We start from the raw sequence: 23,044 nt of genomic DNA on the forward strand, positions 1-23,044 counted from the left end.
GGGATATGTCTTTGGTTCTGCAAACTCATCCAATTATCCCGACTGGGTTTCATGGGTAAATACATTTACAGTAAATGCGTGTTATTTAAGTACATCATTAGGGATATACAGTCCAACTGCATTATCAAGATGGCAAGCAGTTAGACATTCTTGGGGTGGTTCATGTTTTGGAATAGCAACATCCAATGGGTTAGCATTTAGCAACAAAAGTCAATTTCATTCAGTTTACAGTAATTACCCGGCGTTTGCCGAACCAATTACAGTTTTATCTAATGATGGTGTAAAAGCGGAAGTAAATGAATTATTTACACATCAATTTGGAGATCCACATAAAGGATACCGAAATAGCATAAGAACGATTAAGACGCCAACACAAACAGTAAACGACCTGAAGTTTTTATTTAAGAATGATATTGGTGAACCGCGGATTTTATGTATAGAAAATAATAATGGTAACGGCGGACATGGTATTTTACCATATAGTATTGAGAAAGATCCAGCAGATACTAATTCTTATAATATCGAAATATATGACAATTCTAATCCTGCATCTAATAATAAAATCAAAATAAATACAGCAGCAAACGGTGGAGATGGAAGCTGGCAAACATCCGATTGGCCAGGATGGGGAGGGAACAAATATATTTATTTGTTTGATGCAGTGATTAATTACTTAACTAATCCCGCTTTATCAAAGCTAGAGAATTCAGAATCCCCTTTTATTTTGGAAGAAACAGAACTTGAAGTGCTTAACCCAAAGACAGCATCTATTAAAATTATAGATGATGTTGGTAACATTACTGGATTTAATAATGATAGTGTTAAAGCCGATATTCCCAACTCCATACCGCTAATTGTTTTTAACGGCAGTGAAACTCCACCATACGGTTATTCATTGCCAACAGATAATTATGCGATAGTTTTAGAAGAGTTTACCAGCGATACAATCGAAACATTCTTCTTTACCGGCAATAAAACATTTACTTATAACCGTTACGATGCAGAGCAGAATCAAACAGACAGATTATTTTTTGATGGAGGATTATCTTTTACAAATCCAGATCCGCAGAGTAAAACTATTAGTCTTCTCAATATTATGAATGAAACTACTCAAGAGAAACTATTCTCATTCAGTTCAATAGAACTTGCGCAGAATGATTCAGTAAAGGTAGAAAATCCCGACAGCAATAAAATAAAACTTACTTCGTTTGGCTCAGCGAAAGATTATGATATTGAACTAAACTTTGTAAATGAAAACGGAATTGGAAGGTTTGGAGAGTTTAATATTCCGTTAACATCTAACAGTTCACATACAATTACTCCTAACTGGAATAATGTAACAAACACCGACCTAAAGATATTGGTAGATGAAGGTAACGATGGAACGGTTGACGACACATTATCATTAACAAATAAACTAACTGGGATTGAAAATAAGCAAGGATCATTACTACCAACAGAATATAAGTTAGAACAGAACTATCCTAATCCTTTCAACCCAACCACAACAATTAGCTATCAAATACCGATTAACAAACATGTAACAATAAAAGTATATGATGTTCTAGGAAGAGAGATAGCAACTTTGATTGATGAATATAAACAAGCGGGTATCTATAAATTGGAATTTAATGCTTCACAACTTGTAAGCGGAGTATACTTTTATAAACTTAGAGCAGGTTCTTTTGTTCAAACTAAGAAGATGATCATAATGAGGTAAATAAATAATTAGGAAAGCTTCTTAAGGAGGTAATATATGAAAACTTTTTTCTACTTTGTAGTTCTAAACATTCTATTGTGCTTAAACGTAAAAGCTCAAAGGTTTGGCAATGCTCTTCAATATGATGGTGTGAATGACTATGTAGATATGGGATATGATTCAACATTTGATGTAAGAATTGCTGTAACTTATGAAGCGTGGATAAATCCAGATACCACTTTAAACGGGTTTATTTTTAATAAATGGGCTGACTTCGCAGAAAGCAAGCAATTTGAATTTTTTGGTAATCGGGTATATTTTTATTTATACGACGTTTTCGGAGGAACACAGCTCGTATCATCTCCTTCCATTCCAATTCATGAATACACTCACGTTGCAGCAACTTACGATGGTTCAACTGCAAAGTTGTACATCAACGGTGTATTTGACACGAGCAAAGCTGTTGGAAGCGGAGTCGGTAACTCTACCCGCAATCTTTATTTTGGTTTTAATCCGATAAGACCTGATTGGAGTCCTCCATTTAAAGGAATAATTGATGAAGTCCGCATATGGAATGTTGCAAGGACAGAATCCGAAATTCAATCTACAATGAACCAAATTTTGAATGGAAACGAAACCGGTTTAATCGCATACTGGAAATTTGACGAAGGAACGGGTACAATAACATACGATGCAACCAGCAATCATAACGATGGCACTATCAGTGGGGCTATTTGGGTTCCAAGTGTGACTTCTGTAAAAAATAATTCTAATGCTACTCAATTATTTAACCTTTTCCAAAATTATCCAAATCCATTTAACCCAAGCACAAGCATTAAGTATACAATAGGTAGTTACCAACTAGTAACACTAAAAGTTTATGATATACTAGGAAGGGGAATAGCAACACTTGTGAATGAGTACAAACTAGCAGGAAGCTACGAAACTGAATTTGATGCATCCAAACTTGTAAGCGGAATTTATTTTTATAAACTCAATACTGGTTCTTTTACTGAAATTAGGAAAATGATTTTGCTTAGATAAGAAGTAGTTATAATAGTTACTTTGAAGATTTTTTCACTGGAAGGAGAAATTGCTGATGAATCCTAGATATAATCAATCAATTAGATTTTATTGGCTAATCATTGCAAATCTTATATTTATTTCGATAATTATGAATGCACAAGATACTGCGCGATTCATCGGGTTAGGACATTTGCCAAACGGAGACTTTAGTCGTGCAAACGATATTTCCGCAAATGGATTAGTGGTTGTTGGTTATGATAAGGGTTATTCATTTCAATGGACAGAGACGGGTGGACTCGTAGCTTTGCCTATGTATCTAAATTCAATAAATAGCGTTGCACAAGCTGTTTCAGGTGATGGATCGGTCATTGTCGGGCAAGCAAGTTTGCCTGGTACTCCTAACAATATTAATAAAGCTGTAAGTTGGGCTGGAGGTACGGTTTCGCCGCTTACTCCAATATCGAATAGTGTCCCAGCATCAGAAATTAGTGCTCAGGATATATGTTCGGATGGGACAAAAATCGTCGGCGTTTATAAACATGATTTTAATGAGCCTAATGATCCTTTTGAAGCAGTAATGTGGAATAGCAGTGGCGTAAAACTCCTTGGTAAACTGCCTGGGGCAAATCATAGTTTTGCTTATGCAATATCTGCTGATGGCAATGTTATTGTTGGTTACTGTAAGTATCCAATTTTTTCAGAAGCTTTCAGAAGTGTAGGGGGTGGATCACTTCAGTCATTAGGCACAGGCGGATATTTTTCAAGCATTGCACATGGAACATCGTACGATGGGGAAGTAATTGTTGGCTCTATTTCGACAATTTCGGATGGTCCGAGCATTGCCGCAAGGTGGACTTCCAAAGGAGGGTGGGATCTATTACAGGGAACAACAGTAAACAGCAATGCTTTTGACGTATCTGCGAGCGGCGATATTATTGTTGGTCAAATGTCAGGGATCGCATTCATTTGGGATAGAAACAATGGTGCACGCGATCTCAAATTTGTTCTGGAAAATGTTTACGATTTAGATCTCACGGGTTGGACGCTCGATATTGCACACTCAATAGATAGTTCTGGAACAGTTATTGTTGGACAAGGAACACACAATGGAATGACAGAGGCATGGTATGCGAAGCTACCTCAATTAAAAATAACCAAGCCAACAAAAAATATAAAATGGATCGCTGGTGAAAATGATACAATCAAATGGGGTGGTGGGAAGATGAATCAATTCTTGCAGATTGATTATAGTGCAGATTCGGGAAAGACATTTAATATTATAGATTTTATAGCCAATGGTGACACTGGGATTTATGTGTGGGATGTTCCCAAAAATATACTATCAAAAAAATGTATGATAAGAATAGTTGATATGGCTGATACAACTATAACAGATACTAGTGAAGTATTTAAGATCAAACCCTACATACTCACACGAGACAGCAGCGGACAGTATGAACCTTACAGACCTAGCGAAGATCAATGGGGATTTTGGAATTTAGAAGCCCATATGTTCCCACTGACGTGGTATCAGCAGTTCAACTATCAAGGGGTAGATCCATTTACAGGAAGCCAGTATTCACAGTGGCAAGGAGGATATGTCTTTGACTCTGCAAACTCTTCAAATTTTCCTGACTGGGTTTCATGGGTGAATGCATTTGGTGTTAATGCATGTTATTTTACAATAGCAGGTATAGTCACAGATATATACAAATTTGCAGCACTGCAAAAATGGGAAGCAGTAAAAAAGCCTTGGAAGGGTTCATGTTTTGGAATTGCTGCATCAAATGCACTCGCTTTCGCCTATAAAGGACAATTTCAAACCAGGTACAACAGTATCTTTCCGCCATTCGTAAATCCCAAAACGGTTCTATCCAATGATGGTGTAAAGAAAGTAGTAAACGAGCTATTTACACATCAATTTGGAAATCCTTCCCAGCAATCTCAAATTGGCAGATGGAATGTTTTAACTCCAAATCAGACTTTGAATGAAATTAAAACGATGTTAAAGGAAGATAATGTTTCTCCGAGAACATTATCTATTTGGAATAATAACGGAGCAGGAGGACACAATATATTGCCTTATAAACTTGAGCAAGAAGTAGTAATGAAGCATAAATATAATCTTTATGTATATGATAACAGCTATCCTTTCTCAATACCTGCTATAATAAAGATTGATACATTAGGAAACTCATTAAATGGAACTTGGACAACTTTATATGGTTGGGCAAATTGGGGCGGACCGAAATATTTAATGCTGGAAAATGAATCAAACGTTTATCTTAAAAATGCATCATTACCTAAACATGCAGAAGGATACACTTCTCCATTCGTACTTTCTTCAAATGAACTGGAGATTTATACAAACATAAATGCGAACACAAGAATAATCGATGCTCTTGGGAATGTTACTGGTTTTAGTAATGGTTCAATCTTAGTCGAAATTCCTAATTCAGTTCCATTGACATATCTGGATGGCAGTGAAACACCACCTTATGGGTATTCACTTCCAACAGAAAATTACTCAGTCATTGTTGACAATTTTACCTCAGACACAGTAAAGACATTCTTCTTCACAGGCAACAAATCATTTACTTACAAAAGATTTGATGCAGAGCAGAATCAAACAGACAGATTATTTTTTGATGGAGGATTATCTTTTACAAATCCAGATCCGCAGAGTAAAACTATTAGTCTTCTCAATATTATGAATGAAACTACTCAAGAGAAACTATTCTCATTCAGTTCAATAGAACTTGCGCAGAATGATTCAGTAAAGGTAGAAAATCCCGACAGCAATAAAATAAAACTTACTTCGTTTGGCTCAGCGAAAGATTATGATATTGAACTAAACTTTGTAAATGAAAACGGAATTGGAAGGTTTGGAGAGTTTAATATTCCGTTAACATCTAACAGTTCACATACAATTACTCCTAACTGGAATAATGTAACAAACACCGACCTAAAGATATTGGTAGATGAAGGTAACGATGGAACGGTTGACGACACATTATCATTAACAAATAAACTAACTGGGATTGAAAATAAGCAAGGATCAATACTTCCAACTGAATTTAAATTAGAACAGAACTATCCTAATCCTTTCAACCCAATCACAACAATTAGCTATCAAATACCGATTAACAAACATGTAACAATAAAAGTATATGATGTTCTAGGAAAAGAAGTAGCAACTTTGATTGATGAATTTAAACCGGCTGGTATACATAGAGTGGAATTTTGTACTTCAAATTTTTCAAGTGGCGTATACTTTTATAAATTGATAGCAGGTAAATATATTGACGTAAAGAAAATGGTTTTACTCAAATAAAATATTAAAATAAATAAAAACCTATCAATTGCAGTTCTCGGAAGAGTATTTATAATATCAGCTGTTTTAAGGTAGTTATTGCGGTTTATATTTTTCAGCAATTTATAAACTCTAAACGGTAAAAAACCTGTTCACCGAAACATAATTTAAAAAATAAAATCTATGTGATTAATAATATTTAAGATGGCAGTAATGAAAGCTTTTAATAGGTAAGAAAAATTACACACTTAAAATTATTTACAACTATTTTACAATTCTTTTACAATTTTATGACAAATCGATTTATGAAAAAAAAGATATTACAATCAACAAAAAAAAGGTTGAAAAATGAAAAAAGTGATCACATATTCTTTGATCTTTAGTTTGATTCTGCAATTAAATGGTTGTTATTCTTTTCAATCAATTGACAATGTCAATCCTTCTCAACTCCATAACATTGAAGACAAAGACATCAAAATAACTCTGAACGATGGAAGAATAATATATTCCAAAAGTTGGCACCATACCTTAGTTACAAATACCTTCCCCTTTATCCTAGTATCTGGAAGTCTTAATAATAAATCAAATGGTCGATCAGAAACTTTTAAAGGAAAAATTTACCCTGCACAATATAAATCTATTACTCAAGATAAAAACGGTAAGGTGTATAATATTTTATTGAATAATGGAGATATAATTCGAGTTATGAGTACTGACTATTTTGAAGTAAACTCCACAACTGAAAATGGATTCATATTATGGCAAAACGGAAACGAAATTAAATATGATATTAGTGATATAAAATCGATTGAAGTGGATAAGATAAATATTATTGGCATCACTTTGCTAGCAACTACGGGGATTCTGCTATTTGGTTCAATATTAGTTGTTCTTATAGCTGCTTATGGTTTGCATTAGCTAGACATCTGAAAGAATTAAGAATCATTTAAATTACATAGGAGGCAGTTATGGGGTTTCCAATTGTAGTTCTATCAATCATATTTCCCTATTTATTTGTCGCTTGTGATGAATTCGAACCAGACGAAGATGATCTACAAGATGCTTTTATACAAATTTATCTTTTAGTGACTATATAAATTATCGTGATTTAGGATCAAACAGGCTTGCAATCTCTGGTACCGTAAAAACAATGACGGCACAAAATTAACTGCGCCCTATAATGTTGAGTCACAACTATATACAACAAAAACGGGAACAATAAAGCTCAGCGAAAATTATGCATAAATAGGAGTGCCGCTTTCACAGTGTCAATCAAATTGCCGGACTTTATGTTACTTTTTCTCCAATGCCGATTCAAGAAATTATCAAGATTTTGATGTAAGAGAATTAAGATGGTTTATGAGTGAGTGTGTTTTAATATTCAAATATGAATTTTCAAATTGGAGTGCTGCAGGAAGAAAAAATTAGCTTGCTTAGTATATGATGCTGCAGCAATGAATGGTGAATTATGACTATAATTAGTTAATTAGGATAAGCCCAATGCTGAAAAGAGAGAATTTTTTCTATAAGCAATTTTTATTAAAACCTAAAGGATGTAAAAATGAAAACAAAAAATAAAGTAGGTTTATCGAGCAATTATAATTTTATTGGGTTAAAGTATATAGAAACTCAACACTTAAAAGAAATAGCCCGCCTCTTTAAAAAGATGTTTTACTTTATGGCAATCAGTTTGATTTTCAATTTTATTTTAACAGACTTTATTAAAGCACAAGAAAAATCAAAAAAAAATTCAAATCAAATTGAATTAATTAAGTTAGACCACAATACTAATTTGTATCATGTACAGACCAGTAAGGTTTCTGATAAGAAAACTTACAAAACAGAAAAAAAATCTTTCAGTGCGAATCAATTTGATAATAAAATTAAAAAATTAAAAAAAATAAATGATCAACACTATCTCAGTAAGAACATTTATGAAACAAAAAAACAAGCAGAAAATAAATTATTGCTCAAGAAATATGTTGAAAGAATCGAACTGGAAAATATCAAATTATTTGGAAAGCCAACAGAATTTTATAAAGCACCGTTTATTCCAAAACCAAACAACAATTATTTGGCGAAACCTTCGATCTCAAATGTTTTAATTAATGGTAAAAATCACGATACTATTTCAGTTCATGAACCATTTACTCTTACTTTTTCATTTGCCTCAAATTATATATCATCAGTTGTTAATGTTTATTTGGATTTAGATAATGACGGTACAATTAGCGTAAATGATTTTAAGTTAACTGATAATGCATTATTTATGGACAATAGTGATAATGATGCAGATCTCGCAAATGGTTCATATAAGCATTTGTTCACAAGTCAAAGCGGTTTTTCAAGTATTCTTGGTACATTAATATTTGAAGTCAATGATTTTCAGTCAGCTTCATCAGCTGCTATTACAATACTCCAAAAACCGAAAGATACCTTAATATTAGGTACAATAAACCCCCCGTTGAAAAATTTATTGGTAATGGCTGGATCACCGTACTTTCCAGAAATTAAAGTTTTCACAGACTCACTGGGCAAATTCAGAATAATTATTGATAGAGAGAAGACACAACAGGTTTATTTACAAACTCTTGATCCATTTGGGATAACGAATGGATATGTTTCTCACAATGATAATATGGTGGTTGACATAAACTCCGATACTACTGAGGCAACTTTCTTTTATTCTCCAGCCACGTCATTTATTGAAGGGTATGTGAGAGATCAATACGGTTTGGAAGTAAAAAATGCTCAAATACGTGCTTATGAAAATAATTATGAAAGAACTATTTTCACCAATACAGATTCGGTTGGCCATTACAAATTAGGGACTAATCAAGGAGAATATGTTATTTCTGCAAGTGCTTGGGCGTGGGAATATCTTGAGGATAATAAAAATGAGACAGTTTATTTACCGGAAACAGGTATTGTTCGGCAAGATTTCACAATCTTCAAAGCGAATAGTACAATCTCGGGTAAGGTAACATTAAACTCAAGTGGCATAGGAGGAATCTCGATTTATGCAGATGCTTATTATAATTCACTTTATTCTATTGTCCTTTCTTCATCTGACGGGAATTATGAAATACCAGTTTACACCTCCTCCAATGAGGAATTAACTTATACGGTTACTGCCTTCGTTACACAAGGTTATTTAGTATCAACACCAGAAAAAACTAATGTATTGCCCGGTGCTACAGATGTAAATTTTGAAATTAAAAGGGTTTCCGGCGGGCTTAAAGGGCGCATAACTGATAATTTAACAGGCGATCCTATTTTAGGAGCTAGGATTAGAGCATACAATAACGAGTATGATGGTAATAAATATTCTAATGATAGCGGCTATTATCGGATGAGTTTAATAGATGGAGAATACCATTTCGAAGTATCGGCTGATGGATATTACCCATACGCGGAATACTCACTTAGTATTACTGGTGTAATGAAGACCAAAAATGTTGCATTAATGAAATCTGGAAGTTTTTCAGGAAAGATAAAAGACGAAGATGGAAATCCCATAAATCAAGCAGTAATTATGGCAATAGATACTTTTGGGTATCCAATCGGATATGATGGGTATCCAGATCAAAATGGAAATTATTTTGTAAGTCAATTAACGACTTCAAAATATGGTGCTTTTGCAATTGCTAGTTTTGGAGTAAGTAATGTTTACATGCCACAGTGGTATGATAAAGTTAATAATAAAGATAGTGCGACTTTTTTCCAAGTAATTGAGGGTTATGATACTCCAAATATAAATTTTATACTTGAAAAAGGAGGTTCAATTTCAGGCAGAGCTGTTGATAATTTTGGGAATGGTATTGCTGGTGTATCAATTGATGTTTTTGATTCATTATTCAATCAAAAATCATACGCCATGACAAATGATTCAGGTTATTATTTAGCAGGAGGTCTTGCCACAGGAAAATATCTTGTAAGAAGCAGCAGTTATGAATATATCGAACAATGGTATGATGGTGCAACATCCTTCGAAAACGCAACAAAAGTTTCAGTTGTTGTCAAGCAAACCACTCCCAATACAAATTTTATATTGTCATCAGGGGCTAGTATTTCGGGAACTATAAAAGATAAACAAAATAATGTAATACCTGGGGCCTGGATTACCATTACTGATAGTACTTTCTTACCTACAAACTATTCTTATTCAGATAATGAAGGTATTTACATTGCTCCCAAATTGCAAGCTAATAAAACCTATTACATTATGGCGGAGAGCTATGGTTATGCACGTCAATGGTATAATCTGGTCTCATCATCCGATTCTGCAACTCCAATAATACTCCTAAATGAAGAAAAAAGAGAGAACATTGATTTTGTTTTACAGAATGCAGGAAGTATATCCGGAAGAGTATTTGATAACTCCGGATATCCATTAAGTTATATTGATGTTAACCTTGAAGATAGTTTAGGGAATTGGAGTGGTTTTGGAAGTACAGACCTAGAAGGCTTTTACATTATAACTAATTTAGCATCAGGAAAATATTTTGCAAAGGCCTATGATTTTAATGAAACTTATGCCGAACAATGGTTTGATCAAAAAAATTCCAGAAGCGAAGCAGACCAAATAACTGTAATTGAAGGCAGTATTACAGAGAATATCAATTTCAATTTATACAAAAATCAAAATGATACTATCTTAATTAAATTGGAGTTGGTAAACATACCTGATACTCTGATATTCAGCCAGTCTTACGTGAATGATTACTGGGTCGACTACAGTTGGGGGATAAATCTTGATGTTGATGGCCTCAACTCAACTGGAATGAATGGTTACGAAATTGAGATAACGATTCTGCATTACAAGCAGCCTGGCGAATTACCCTTTGTATCAAATCTATTAGATGCTTGTCATACTGAATTGATTGAATGGAGTGGACTTAATGGTGAAGTTCGACATCATAATTTTAATTTTTATATAGATAAATCAAATAAAAATTTGTTAATGATTCCTGTTCCTAAATCATGGTCAGAGTTAACAGGAATTAGCAAAAATACCAAATTTTCATCTAACACTTATCACTTAGCCAGTAATGAAACATTCCAAGATTTTACATCAAGTGGATATGGTGGAAATACTATTTCAGACGAAATTGGAGATGTTACTTATGATTTTATTGATATTGTTTCAACATCATGGGAGGCTAAATCAGTCATCTCAGTGCAAAGTGCGAATGAAAAACCAAATATATATTCACTTTCACAAAATTATCCTAATCCTTTTAATCCAATCACAACAATTAGATATCAAATACCAGTTAATAAACATGTAACAATAAAAGTATATGATGTTCTAGGAAAAGAAGTAGCAACTTTGATTGATGAATTTAAACCGGCTGGTATACATAAAGTCGAATTTAATGCATCACAACTTGTAAGCGGTGTGTACTTTTATAAGTTGATAGCAGGTAAATATATTGACGTAAAGAAAATGATTTTATTACATTAAACCTGTAATGGAAGAAACTATTTAAAATGTTTTTGAATTTTTAATTTGACAAAGATTGAACACCCGTCTAAATTTAAGCGAGAGTTTTTACTCTTAATAAACTTCTTAGAGGATTTTCAAGAAAGCGAACTGTTACAAATTTGAATTCAACTATTAATTTTTAGTTAAAGTAGAATTTTCATAATTTATTTAATGAACCATTAAAAATTATATGTACTGAAGAAATTACAATAATCAAAATATATTATAATTATTCCAGATCTAGAGAAACCATTATTAAAGCAAAAAAAAATAATCATTTGCTATTGCCCAAAGTGTTAAAATCTATTTTGTTAATTACTCTCACTTTTTTAAATAACCAAATTAACTCTCAACAGAATAAAATTAGATTTGATCACTTAACAGTTAAAGATGGGCTTTCACAAACAACAGCCAATGCAATCATTCAAGACAAACATGGATTTATGTGGATCGGTACTCAAGATGGACTCAACAGATACGATGGTTATAATTTTAAGATATTTTCTCAAGAATCGGGAAATACTAACTCCTTAAGCAATAATTATATCTGGTCGATTTATGAAGATAATGATGGTATTTTATGGATTGGAACATTTGGCGGAGGTCTAACAAGATTTGATCCATCAACAGAAACTTTTACTCACTTTAAAAATGATTTTAAAAATCAAAATTCAATTTCCAGCGATGATATATTCGAAATTTTAGAATATCCTGAAGGAACATTGTGGATTCGCAGTGGTATTGGAATAAATAAGTTTGATAAAAAAACTAAAAAGTTTAAACATTATTTCAGTAAGAGTTCCAGTATAATATCGAATAAAAATCTTTATATAAGTGCTATTGCAATCCAACCGCCTAATTTTATTTGGGCAGCTATTGATTCATTTCTTATAAAATTAAACATTATTACAAACGAGCTCAAATATTTTTCAGCTTATCCAGATTCGAAAGGTATTAAATTTGGGAATATTTTAAATATAAAAAATTTTGGAAATGAGTTATTTATATGTTGTAGTGCTGGCCTAGTAAAAATTGATAATGCAAACAATGCTTCATTACTCATAAAAAGCCCAACTTTTATAAACGAGAAAAAAACAATATTCAATAATATTTTGATTGCCGGAGAATTTTATTGGATAGGAAGTAATAACGGATTATTTCAATATAGTAAAGATGGAAGATTAATAAATCATTTTACCAACAATCCCAATGATCCATATAGTTTGGCACATAATAATGTAGTCTCGCTTTATGAATCGCAAGAAGGAATAATTTGGGTGGGTACTTATGGCGGAATTAATAAGATCGATAGATTAGTTGAAAATTTTACTCTTGTTCAATTTAAACATGCAAATAAAAATACACTCAGTCATAAAAGTATTGGGCCAATCTTGGAAGACAGAAATAAAATTTTATGGCTTGGCACTCCAGATGGTTTGAATGCATATAACCGAAAAACAAACAAAAATATTATATTCAAAAATATTGCAAATAAAATAAATTCCATCAATTCAAATTATATACTTTCATTATACGAGGACAAATCTGGGAATATATGGGTGGGTACACGTAACGGCGGACTTAATATGTTTAATTATTCAGAAACAAATAAAATTAAAGATATTTCATTCAAGGAAATAAAATTATCAAAAATACCTCTCCGGATTCAATCTATATTAGAAGACAAAACGGGATTGTTTTGGATTGGAACTGGAGGTGATGGTTTGATAGCGTTCAACCCCAATACCAAAATCACAAAACAATATTCATTTTCCATAGATGGAAACGGACCCTCACATTCCTTTGTTTATTGTATGTATATTGATAGCAAAAATAATTTTTGGCTGGGAACACCTACGGGAGGTTTAAATTTATTTAACCGAAAAAGTGAAAAATTTATTTATATAAAAAATGAAATTAATGATCCAAATAGCTTAAGTAATAACATTGTTCTGTCAATATTTGAAGACAGCAGCCATCAGTTATGGATTGGAACATCTGGCGGTTTGAATAAATTGACTACTCCACTCGAGGAAAAAATGTTTGAAAAGGCTGAAAATGTTTCTATTAAATTTAATTTCAAACAATTTGGTAAAGCTGATAATTTTCCTAATGAAGTAATTTATGGATTACTTGAAGATGATGATCAGAAATTTTGGCTTAGTACAAACAAGGGATTAATTAGATTTGATCCAAAGAAGGAAATTGTTACAAAAATTTTTAATGAAAAAGACGGATTGCAAAGCAATGAATTTAATCAAAATTCGTATTTTAAAAATAAGCAAGGAATCATGTTTTTTGGTGGAATAAATGGATTTAATTATTTTCAGCCTGATAGTATTAAACAGAATAATTTCATACCGCCAATTTGTTTTACTGACTTTCAATTATTTAATAAAACTGTACCATTAAAAAATAATTCTAAAGATGAAATTTTTACGATATCCAAGCCAATTTATATGACTGATTATATTGAGCTATCACATGATAAAAATGTAATAACGTTCGAATACGCAGCATTAAATTATATTTTACCAGAAAAGAATCAATATGCACACATGCTTGAAGGATTTGATAATAATTGGATTGATGCAGGATTCCGCAGAAGTGTGACTTATACAAATCTTAATCCGGGACAATATATACTTCACATAAAAGGTTCCAATAATGATGAACAGTGGAATACTAAGGGAATGTCAATAAAGTTGGTCATTTTTCCACCCCCATGGTTGAGTTGGTATGCTTATCTTATTTATTTTAGTTCATTCTTTTTTGTAGTATTTCTTTTTATAAAATTCAGAATCAATTCTGCAAAAAAAGAAATTGAAACTCATGCAAAGATTGAGGCAGCAAAACTTAAAGAAAGAGAAGAAGTAAGAAAACAAAGCGCAGCTGATTTTCATGACGAAGCCGGAAATAAACTAACGAAAATTTCTTTGTTTATTGAACTCGCCAAAACTGAAGTAGAAAACAATAATTTATTAAATCAATATCTATTAAAAATAGAAGAAAATACAAAGGAACTTTCATCTGGTATGAGGGATTTCATTTGGGTTATAGATCCCACAAAAGATTCATTGTTTGATACAATAAACAGGCTTAAAGATTTTGGGAATTCCATTTTTGATTATACTGATGTTCGATTTAATGTCATAGGATTAAATGAACCAATGAAAAAAATTAATTTACCGATGGAATATCGCAGAGCAATAATGCTGATTTTTAAAGAAGCAATAAATAATTGCATTAAACATTCTTCAGCAAAAAAAGTAACAATTGAAGTTGCTGTAAATGATCTTTTCACCATACATATAAATGATGATGGTAAGGGATTTGATTTAAATATGAAATCAAAAGGATATGGAATAAATAATATGATAAATAGAGCCAAAAAAATAGGATGTGAATTGCAAATTACTTCTAAACCTACCGAGGGAAGTTCGATAATGCTAATTGGTAATATACCTCAAATGAGTAATTGAAAAATTTATATAATTTATCATTTTTAAATAAGATAATATTTACTAAAATGAACCAAAATATTAAAGATATTACAGTATCTATTGTAGATGACGATTATGAGATCAGAAAAATGCTTGCTTTAATTATTGATAGGTCTCCTGGTTTTTCTTGCAAACAAACTTATAATGATTTAGAAACAGCTATGGAAGCAATTATTAAAAAACCGGTTAATGTTATTTTGATGGATATAAATCTACCTGAAATGAGTGGAATAGAAGGGGTTAAAATATTAAAAGAAAAGTTACCATCAACGGATTTTATTATGCTAACAATTCAAGAAGATAATGAATCAATTTTTAAATCACTCTGTGCTGGAGCTACCGGATATCTTTTGAAGGAAACACCGCCTCTTTTACTACTTAATTCAATTAAGGAAGTAACAGAAGGTGGCTCACCGATAAGTCCTGGTATTGCAAGAAGAATAATTTCTTCCTTTCACTTAAATTCTCAATCCCCATTGTCGAAGAGAGAATCGGAAATATTAGAAAAACTTTGTATCGGAGATAATTATAAGTTCATCGCAGATTCCCTTTACATTAGTGGTCACACGGTTAGAGTGCATATTAAAAATATTTATAAAAAGTTACATGTTAACTCACGTGCTGAAGCTGTTAATAAAGCAATCAAAGATAGATTAATATAAAACTCAATTCTTTTTAAATAATTATTTAATATGTAAAAATGATTTAACAATTCGACCAGTTTAATTTCTTATCAATCCAATAATTCTCGCAGCTTTTTAACTATTCCCCAAAATTAAAAATACCGCAAATGAGTAATTGAAAAACCAGTACTTGTAAAATACATTTAACAATAAACTTATTTTGAGATAAATTAAATGCATCGGAGTTAAAAATGAGACATTGGTTTCTGAAACAATTAATTATTGTTCTATTGTTAGTTTGGCAATTAAATTTTATACAAGCACAAAATCCTATTCCAAATGCTGGTTTTGAAAACTGGTCAGGAAGTACTCCTATTAATTGGACATCTAGTAGTATTCCCGGCTTTGAAAATATTACCAAATCAACTGATGCCTACAGTGGTAATTTTGCTGTTAGAGGAGAAGTGATTGGTATTGGGGGATTTCCAAATCCACCTATATTATATACTGGTTCTCAAACACAACAAACATTTCCGCTCTCAGAACGTTTTAGTAAATTCTCTGGGCAATACAAGTTCAGCCCTCAAGATGGAGATATGCTTTATATTGAAATTGCTTTTATAAACCTAAGTGTTGGTGGAGGAGCAGAAGGACGTGCGACAATTGCTGCAGGTACAACATCCTTTCAGGAATTGGATATAGTAATGGAATACGATGCAAATAATCCACCAAATTGGCAACCAGATCATGGCAGCATTAGTATAACAATCTTACCGCCAGAAAACCAAACACCGCATATTGGTACGTGGTTTATTATTGATAATTTTACCTTTGATAATTATCCAGTAGATGTAAAAGAAATTGATGGCGGTATACAAAACAAATTTACTCTTGAGCAGAATTATCCAAATCCATTCAATCCCACAACGAATATAAAATTTACCATACCTGATTTTTCTTACGCTAATTTAAAGATTTACAATATTCTTGGTGAACAAGTTGCAGAACTTGTTAATAATAAACTCCCTGCTGGAAAATATAATGTTACTTGGGATGCTGCAAATATGGCTAGTGGAGCTTACATTTATATTTTGAAAACGGAAGTAAATTATCAAATGGGCAAAATGATTTTAATGAAATAAAATTATTTTAAAATGATTTTAATCTGTTTAATGTTTTTAAAATTTATATAGGTAACACAGTGAGAAAAAAGATACTTATTCAATTTATTATTGTTATATCATTTAGTAACATTTTTTTTGCTCAGCAAGATTTAATAAACAGCAAAGACCATCCCTTAATTAGCAGGTATCCAGGTTCGTACATTGTTTTTTATGACGAACAGGAATATAATCAATATTCCATAGCTACTGGACCAGTGTCAGGTTATAAAACAATAAGCGATTGGATAGACATTGAGGGAAAATTTACAAGAATCTATTACGAGCTTAGTGGTAATATTACAATTACTCAAATTTTTTCAAATTATTTAAAAACCATGGAAAAATCTGGATTCAAATTTCTCGCAAAAGGCATAAATAAAGATAGAAATATTTCAAAGGAAGTTGGAGGAGGATCTTGGCTTGGGATATTCTATAACAAAAATAATTACCCTACTAATTCAAACATATTATTAGGAGCTGGATCAGCATCAGTAGGCGGTACTTGTTATATCGCTGGTAAATTATTAAATGGATCCAAAACTACTTATGTGATTATTGGTGGTAAAGAATACAGTCAGCATAAGAAAATTTACATGATTGATATAATTGAAGAAACCAAAATGAAAGATGACCTTATTTTAATAAATGCTGACAATATGCTAAATGCTCTAAAAACTACCGGTAAAATTGCACTATATAGTATTTTCTTTGATTTTGATAATGCAAATTTAAAATCAGAATCTACATCAACAATAAAGGAAATTGCAAGTCTTCTAAAAAATGATATCAATTTGAATTTATATGTTGTTGGGCATTCTGATATGAATGGTAAATTAGAGTACAACATGAATCTTTCTCAGCAACGTGCAACTTCTGTTGTAAATGAACTGATTAAAAAATATGGTATTAATGCAAATAGACTTTCAGCTTATGGTGTTGGACCTCTTTCACCAGTTTCAACGAACCAAACTGATGAAGGGAGAAAATTAAATAGACGAGTTGAGTTAGTTGCAAGATAATTTATCTTGTCAAATATAAATTTTAAGTTTCAGAAGAAATGTGAAATAAGCTTTTCAGTTAGTATTAGATCAAATTTTAGAACTGAATACGGACTTTTTTTTGATTTCAAATTAAAACATTAGTCAAAAATATTATTTGAAATTATCGACACGGTGTCTTATATTTAAAGAAAGACCTATTGGTATAACATATCATTATTCTTTATGAAAGTAGAGACATCTCGTTTTTACGATAATGAACTTGACAAAATTTGCAATGTAGTTTGGCAAGTTGATGGAATACCATTTTATCAAAAAGAAATTATTCTTCCCAGTGGTTTTGTTGAAGTAATTTTCAATTTGTCTGCTGAAGTAAAATATCAATATGGAAAATATGAAAAGTTTAATTTAGTGCCAAAGTTTTTTATAAATGGTATTAATACAATTCCAATTAGTCTAACTCCACAAGGGCATCATGCTTTTTTTGGAATTCAACTTTATCCTTTTGCACTAAAAAGTTTATTTAACATACCCGCATACAAAATAACAAATGAAGCAATTGAGTTGAACGAAATTTTCCCTAATGCTCAGGAATTATGGTATAAACTTATTGAAGTAGATAATTTTTCTAAAAGAAAACAAATTGTCTTTTTTGAACTTAAAAATTTATTAGAGAAAAACAAAAAAAAATGTGAAATGTTTTGTTTTATTAATGCACTACATTTTTTGCTTTCAAATAAATCAACAATTTCTGAAATGGCAAAGTTGCTCAACATTTCTTCAAGACAATTACATAGAAAAGCTTTAGAATTTCTAGGCACCAATCCCGAATATTTTATTAAATATCATAGATTTGTAAATTCCGTTAAGTTAATTAATCAAAATAAAAATTCATTAACTGAAATTGCATATTTATGTAAATATTTCGATCAATCTCATTTTATTAGAGATTTTAAGCATTTCTCAAACTTAACACCACTTTCTTATCTAAAAGAAAGAAAAGGAGCAAACGGACATATTTATTTTTAACATTTGTCCTATACGTACAATTTTTTCCTATGGGCTATTTATATTTTAATATTTATTTTCAAAATTTCTAAAGAGGATAAACATGAAAATATTAAAAATATTGGTAATCCTTATTGCTATAATTTTATCATTAGTAGTAGTCGCAATAATATACTTCAATGCAAGTTATCCACCTCACTATAAAAATGAAGCCCAAGATATTACGGTTGAAATAAATAGTATTAGATTAGCAGAAGGTAAAAAAATTGTTTCAATGAATTGTGCTATTTGTCATATTTCTAATGACGGAACATTAGGGGGTCGTGTTTTTTCAAACTATGGTCCTATGGGAACAAGCTACTCTGCAAATATCACAAAAGATGTAAAATATGGCATTGGTCGTTATACCGATGGTGAACTTATTTATTTATTACGAACTGGAATTACAAAAGAAGGAAAGCTCACTCCTCCTTGGATGAGTCGTTTTCCAAATCTATCAGATGAAGATATTTTTTCAATAGTTGCATTTTTAAAATCAGAAAATGAAATGGTTAAACCTGTACAAAGTTTAGCGGGAGAAAACGATCCGTCTCTGTTATTTAAAATATTAATGAATCTCGCATTTGAACCTTTGCCTTATCCAAAAGAAAAAATTAGTTCTCCACCAATGGATAATATAATTGCTTATGGAAAATATCTTGCTACTGCAAAATATGAATGCTACAGTTGTCATGGTAGAGATTTTTCATCTGTAAATGTTTTTGAACCTGAAAAATCCGAGGGATACTTTGGTGGAGGTAATGTTTTTACAAATCCAGATAACGATTTAATAACTTACTCAAAGAATTTAACAATGGATAAAACCGGTTTAGGTAATTGGAACTTAGAATTATTCACAAAAGTTTTAAAAACCGGTAAAAATCTTAATGGAACTAAACTTGAATATCCAATGCAAAAATATAATCTTTTAACTGATTATGAAATAAATGCGATTTGGGAATATTTAAAATCTATCCCCAAAATTGTTTATTCTAATGAGATAAAATAAATTATCAAAAATGAAAGTCGAATATCCTTATGGTCTGGCTATCAAATATTGCATTTTTCTGTAATATTTTAATTATTGCATTAGCATGAATTATTAATTTTTATAAATTTTTTGGATGGTTCGGAATTTTGAAAAGATCGTATCTTTTTTCTGAAATATTTCAAAAATGAATTATTAAGTAAAACTTAAGCTTTGAGATTTCTCTCCTCATAAAAACTTCGGAATCGAAATGACAATTGCAAATTTGCGACATGTCGAATAGCTTTTTGATGAGACATCTCAATTTTTTATAAATAAGATTTTTATTGTTGACGAATATTAAATCTTTTTCTTACTCATAATCTTATTCTTACTCTTAATCGCTTTAAAAGATAGAGTAAGATTAGGCTTAAGAGCAAGATTAAAAAAAAGTAAAAATCAACTAAACTTATTATTATAATTAATTAGAGAAATTCCAGCAAACTTTTATAAATATTATGAATTTTATTATTATAAATTAAGATCATAGATCCTTATTTTTCTTGCTATTTAACAAGAAAAATCCAAAATTGTAGTTGAAATATCTGTAAATATTGACATCTTATCCTTTTAAATTTTCTTGATGAGAAAATGATTTTTAAAAATCTAAATCAAGATAGAATATATATTTTTCGCATATGAATTTAAAAACCAGGGTAATTTATGGATGAAGATGAATTTAATACCTCCCAAAAAATAAATTCTCAATCGAATGAAAATGAGCATCAACCATTTACTATAAAAGTAAGTGATAGAGTGACAAATCTTGCCGGAATAGAAAAACTTGAAGAATTCAATATTAAAGAATTTTTTGAGGATGTTTTGAAAAAACATTCGACTGATGAAATTGAAGAATATTTTACAGTTGGAACAAAATCTACAACACCAAATATTGAAGACGTTGATACAAATTGGCCAAGACCATGGGTATTCTTTAAAACTTTTATAGGAGCAGTGGTTGTTTATTTTCTATTTGTTCAGGGTTGGAAAGAATTTCAAAATATTAATCTTGTACCAGGATTAATTATTGTAGGTTCATTTGCCGTTCCAATTTCTGCCTTAATTTTTTTTGTTGAGGTTAATGCTCGGAGAAATATTTCACTTTATCAAGTTATTCGTTTAGTATTTATGGGTGGGATCTTATCAATTATAATTTCCTTAATTTTATTTCAGGTAAGTGATGCGCTTAAACTTAATTGGCTTGGAGCTTCTGTTGCTGGTATTGTTGAAGAGCCTGGAAAAATTTTAACATTATTAATTGTTGCAAATATTAGAAAATATAGTTACACGTTAAATGGTTTACTTTTTGGTGCTGCTGTAGGCGTAGGTTTTGCAGCTTTTGAGAGCGCTGGATATGCCCTTTACAACGGATTAGTAGATCCATCCCCTACAGCAATGATGGATAATATTATGTTAAGGGGAATGTTATCACCTTTTGGTCATATTGTATGGACTGGCATGTGTGGTGCAGCACTATGGAAAGTTAAAGGAAATAATAAATTCCAATTTTCCATGTTTTCTGACCCGCGATTTACAAGAATTTTTTTTATTGCAGCAATTATGCATATGATATGGAATTCACCTTTGTATCTGCCGTTTCACTTGAAATATTTAATACTTGGTATTACAGCTTGGATAATCATTTTTGGATTTATTCAAGAAGGTTTAAAACAAATTAAAAAGGAACAAATTTCATTTATAAATGAAAATAAAATAATTAAAATGAATGCCTAATGAAATAATTTCAATTTTTCATTATTGGTATTTAATTAAAGTTAAAAATAGTTAATATAAAATGGCAAAACAATAATTTGGAATGTAGTTTATAATCAAATTCTAACTTAAAGTGATTTAAAAATTTAATTTCTTTCTATTCTAATAAATGTTATAGGAAGTTTAAATAAAACCTATTATCTTATATTAGCAATAAACAAAACGAGAAGTGTTATGAAAAAATTATACATAATATTTTTTTGCTTTTTTCTCTTTAACGCGTCAGTTGAATTTTCACAAATTACTATTACTCAAAACGATTATAGTACTTTATTCGCTGTAGGTAAAACAAATATTACATTCGTCGATACTCTTACCGAAACTATAAATATTGGTCAACCAGGCGGTAATAATCAATGGGATTTTACTCATTTAACACCACACACATTTTTAGAACTTACCTCTGTGTTAACTTCTACTACACCATATGCCGATTCTTTTGCAAATTCTGATGTAGCTACTTACTTAAACTTTGAATTGGATTCTGATTCAAGTTTATCAGGAATAAGTGAAACATGGTCATTTTATAATTCTTCAAATGCTACAGAAATAGGAAGTGTTTCATACAATTCTTTTACTGACAATGGTATCACTACTATAAATGAGATTATATCGAGAAATATTCCACCTTTTAGGCAATATGACTTTCCTCTTACATTTGATAAAATTTGGACTGTTAAAGATTCAGTTGAATCCAAATCTTATTCATCTGGGGAATTATATATGACAAATATAGATGTAACTATCTATAATATTCACATTGATGCTTGGGGAGCAATGAAATTACCAAGTGGGAAAGTTGTTGAAGCTTTAAGAGCTAGACAGCAAGAAATTTCGACCACATATTTTTTTGGTATTCCTCTGGGTACAGAGATATCTGTAACTTACTTTTTTATGGCAAAAACAGGTGAGTCATTATCAGTTTTAACTGATAGTGAAGATCCGTCCACTTCTGGAGTAATTATTGGAAGTATTGGTTGGAGTAATGATGAAAAGATAACCGACGTTCAAAAATTTAAAACAATATCAAATAAATTTTCGTTAAATCAAAATTATCCCAATCCATTTAACCCTACAACAAAAATTGAATACAATATCTCAGAAAACTCATACGTAAAGCTGATAATTTATGATATTTTAGGAAATGAAGTTTCACAATTAGTTAATAAATATCAAAGTGCTGGGAAATATAGCTATTTGTTTGATGGATCAAAATTAGCAAGTGGAACCTATTTTGTCCATTTGTATTCTGGGAATTATATTGAAACAATAAAAATGTCACTTTTAAAGTAAAAATAATCAACCTTCATACATTAATACGATATATGAGGGTTAATTTAAATTTGATTTTTGGATTATTCAACTGTTCTATTGTTAGTCTTAT

At 30.9% G+C, this 23,044-nt stretch carries 13 protein-coding genes; all 13 read left to right on the forward strand.

Annotated elements, in window-relative coordinates; genetic code table 11:
• Positions 1 to 1,096: 1,096 nt before the first annotated feature.
• The 13 genes from IPH62_12015 (at position 1,097) to IPH62_12075 (ending at position 22,953) form a co-directional block, all read left to right on the forward strand.
• The gene (locus tag IPH62_12015) at positions 1,097 to 1,720 is read left to right on the forward strand and encodes a T9SS type A sorting domain-containing protein (GenBank protein MBK7105998.1); all 624 of its coding nucleotides are present in this window, start codon (positions 1,097 to 1,099) and stop codon (positions 1,718 to 1,720) included.
• A 36-nt stretch (positions 1,721 to 1,756) separates the two neighbouring features.
• Positions 1,757 to 2,743: a T9SS type A sorting domain-containing protein gene (locus IPH62_12020; GenBank protein MBK7105999.1), complete on the forward strand. Its 987-nt coding sequence runs from the start codon at positions 1,757 to 1,759 to the stop codon at positions 2,741 to 2,743.
• 55 nt (positions 2,744 to 2,798) lie between these two features.
• A complete protein-coding gene (locus IPH62_12025) occupies positions 2,799 to 6,059 on the forward strand; it encodes a T9SS type A sorting domain-containing protein (GenBank protein ID MBK7106000.1) in 3,261 nt (1,086 codons plus the stop codon).
• A 327-nt stretch (positions 6,060 to 6,386) separates the two neighbouring features.
• Complete coding sequence (locus IPH62_12030; GenBank protein MBK7106001.1) at positions 6,387 to 6,956, forward strand: hypothetical protein; 570 nt, start codon at positions 6,387 to 6,389, stop codon at positions 6,954 to 6,956.
• Positions 6,957 to 7,599: 643 nt separating this feature from the next.
• On the forward strand, positions 7,600 to 11,505 hold the full coding sequence (locus tag IPH62_12035; GenBank protein ID MBK7106002.1) for a carboxypeptidase regulatory-like domain-containing protein: 3,906 nt from the start codon (positions 7,600 to 7,602) through the stop codon (positions 11,503 to 11,505).
• A gap of 329 nt (positions 11,506 to 11,834) precedes the next feature.
• The gene (locus IPH62_12040) at positions 11,835 to 15,008 is read left to right on the forward strand and encodes a hypothetical protein (GenBank protein MBK7106003.1); all 3,174 of its coding nucleotides are present in this window, start codon (positions 11,835 to 11,837) and stop codon (positions 15,006 to 15,008) included.
• A 47-nt stretch (positions 15,009 to 15,055) separates the two neighbouring features.
• Positions 15,056 to 15,691, forward strand: coding sequence for a response regulator transcription factor (locus tag IPH62_12045; GenBank protein ID MBK7106004.1), 636 nt, complete (start codon positions 15,056 to 15,058; stop codon positions 15,689 to 15,691).
• Positions 15,692 to 15,903: 212 nt separating this feature from the next.
• Positions 15,904 to 16,794: a T9SS type A sorting domain-containing protein gene (locus tag IPH62_12050; protein ID MBK7106005.1), complete on the forward strand. Its 891-nt coding sequence runs from the start codon at positions 15,904 to 15,906 to the stop codon at positions 16,792 to 16,794.
• A 59-nt stretch (positions 16,795 to 16,853) separates the two neighbouring features.
• Complete coding sequence (locus IPH62_12055) at positions 16,854 to 17,834, forward strand: OmpA family protein (GenBank protein MBK7106006.1); 981 nt, start codon at positions 16,854 to 16,856, stop codon at positions 17,832 to 17,834.
• A 204-nt stretch (positions 17,835 to 18,038) separates the two neighbouring features.
• The gene (locus tag IPH62_12060; GenBank protein ID MBK7106007.1) at positions 18,039 to 18,842 is read left to right on the forward strand and encodes a helix-turn-helix transcriptional regulator; all 804 of its coding nucleotides are present in this window, start codon (positions 18,039 to 18,041) and stop codon (positions 18,840 to 18,842) included.
• 82 nt (positions 18,843 to 18,924) lie between these two features.
• Positions 18,925 to 19,869, forward strand: a complete 945-nt coding sequence (locus IPH62_12065) for a cytochrome c (protein MBK7106008.1) — start codon at positions 18,925 to 18,927, stop codon at positions 19,867 to 19,869.
• A gap of 681 nt (positions 19,870 to 20,550) precedes the next feature.
• On the forward strand, positions 20,551 to 21,621 hold the full coding sequence (locus IPH62_12070) for a PrsW family intramembrane metalloprotease (protein MBK7106009.1): 1,071 nt from the start codon (positions 20,551 to 20,553) through the stop codon (positions 21,619 to 21,621).
• 213 nt (positions 21,622 to 21,834) lie between these two features.
• Positions 21,835 to 22,953 carry a T9SS type A sorting domain-containing protein gene (locus IPH62_12075; GenBank protein MBK7106010.1) on the forward strand — a complete coding sequence of 373 codons (1,119 nt, stop codon included), beginning with the start codon at positions 21,835 to 21,837 and terminating at the stop codon, positions 22,951 to 22,953.
• The last annotated feature ends 91 nt before the right edge of the window (positions 22,954 to 23,044 follow it).

Source organism: Ignavibacteriota bacterium, assembly GCA_016708125.1.
Lineage (GTDB): Bacteria > Bacteroidota > Ignavibacteria > Ignavibacteriales > Melioribacteraceae.

Excerpts from the sequence above, each read along its gene's own strand:
- IPH62_12015 (MBK7105998.1), top strand. The coding sequence starts at position 1,097 with ATGAATGAAACTACTCAAGAGAAACTATTCTCATTCAGTTCAATAGAA.
- IPH62_12020 (MBK7105999.1), top strand. The coding sequence starts at position 1,757 with ATGAAAACTTTTTTCTACTTTGTAGTTCTAAACATTCTATTGTGCTTA.
- IPH62_12025 (MBK7106000.1), top strand. The coding sequence starts at position 2,799 with ATGAATCCTAGATATAATCAATCAATTAGATTTTATTGGCTAATCATT.
- IPH62_12030 (MBK7106001.1), top strand. The coding sequence starts at position 6,387 with ATGAAAAAAGTGATCACATATTCTTTGATCTTTAGTTTGATTCTGCAA.
- IPH62_12035 (MBK7106002.1), top strand. The coding sequence starts at position 7,600 with ATGAAAACAAAAAATAAAGTAGGTTTATCGAGCAATTATAATTTTATT.
- IPH62_12045 (MBK7106004.1), top strand. The coding sequence starts at position 15,056 with ATGAACCAAAATATTAAAGATATTACAGTATCTATTGTAGATGACGAT.
- IPH62_12050 (MBK7106005.1), top strand. The coding sequence starts at position 15,904 with ATGAGACATTGGTTTCTGAAACAATTAATTATTGTTCTATTGTTAGTT.
- IPH62_12060 (MBK7106007.1), top strand. The coding sequence starts at position 18,039 with ATGAAAGTAGAGACATCTCGTTTTTACGATAATGAACTTGACAAAATT.
- IPH62_12065 (MBK7106008.1), top strand. The coding sequence starts at position 18,925 with ATGAAAATATTAAAAATATTGGTAATCCTTATTGCTATAATTTTATCA.
- IPH62_12070 (MBK7106009.1), top strand. The coding sequence starts at position 20,551 with ATGGATGAAGATGAATTTAATACCTCCCAAAAAATAAATTCTCAATCG.
- IPH62_12075 (MBK7106010.1), top strand. The coding sequence starts at position 21,835 with ATGAAAAAATTATACATAATATTTTTTTGCTTTTTTCTCTTTAACGCG.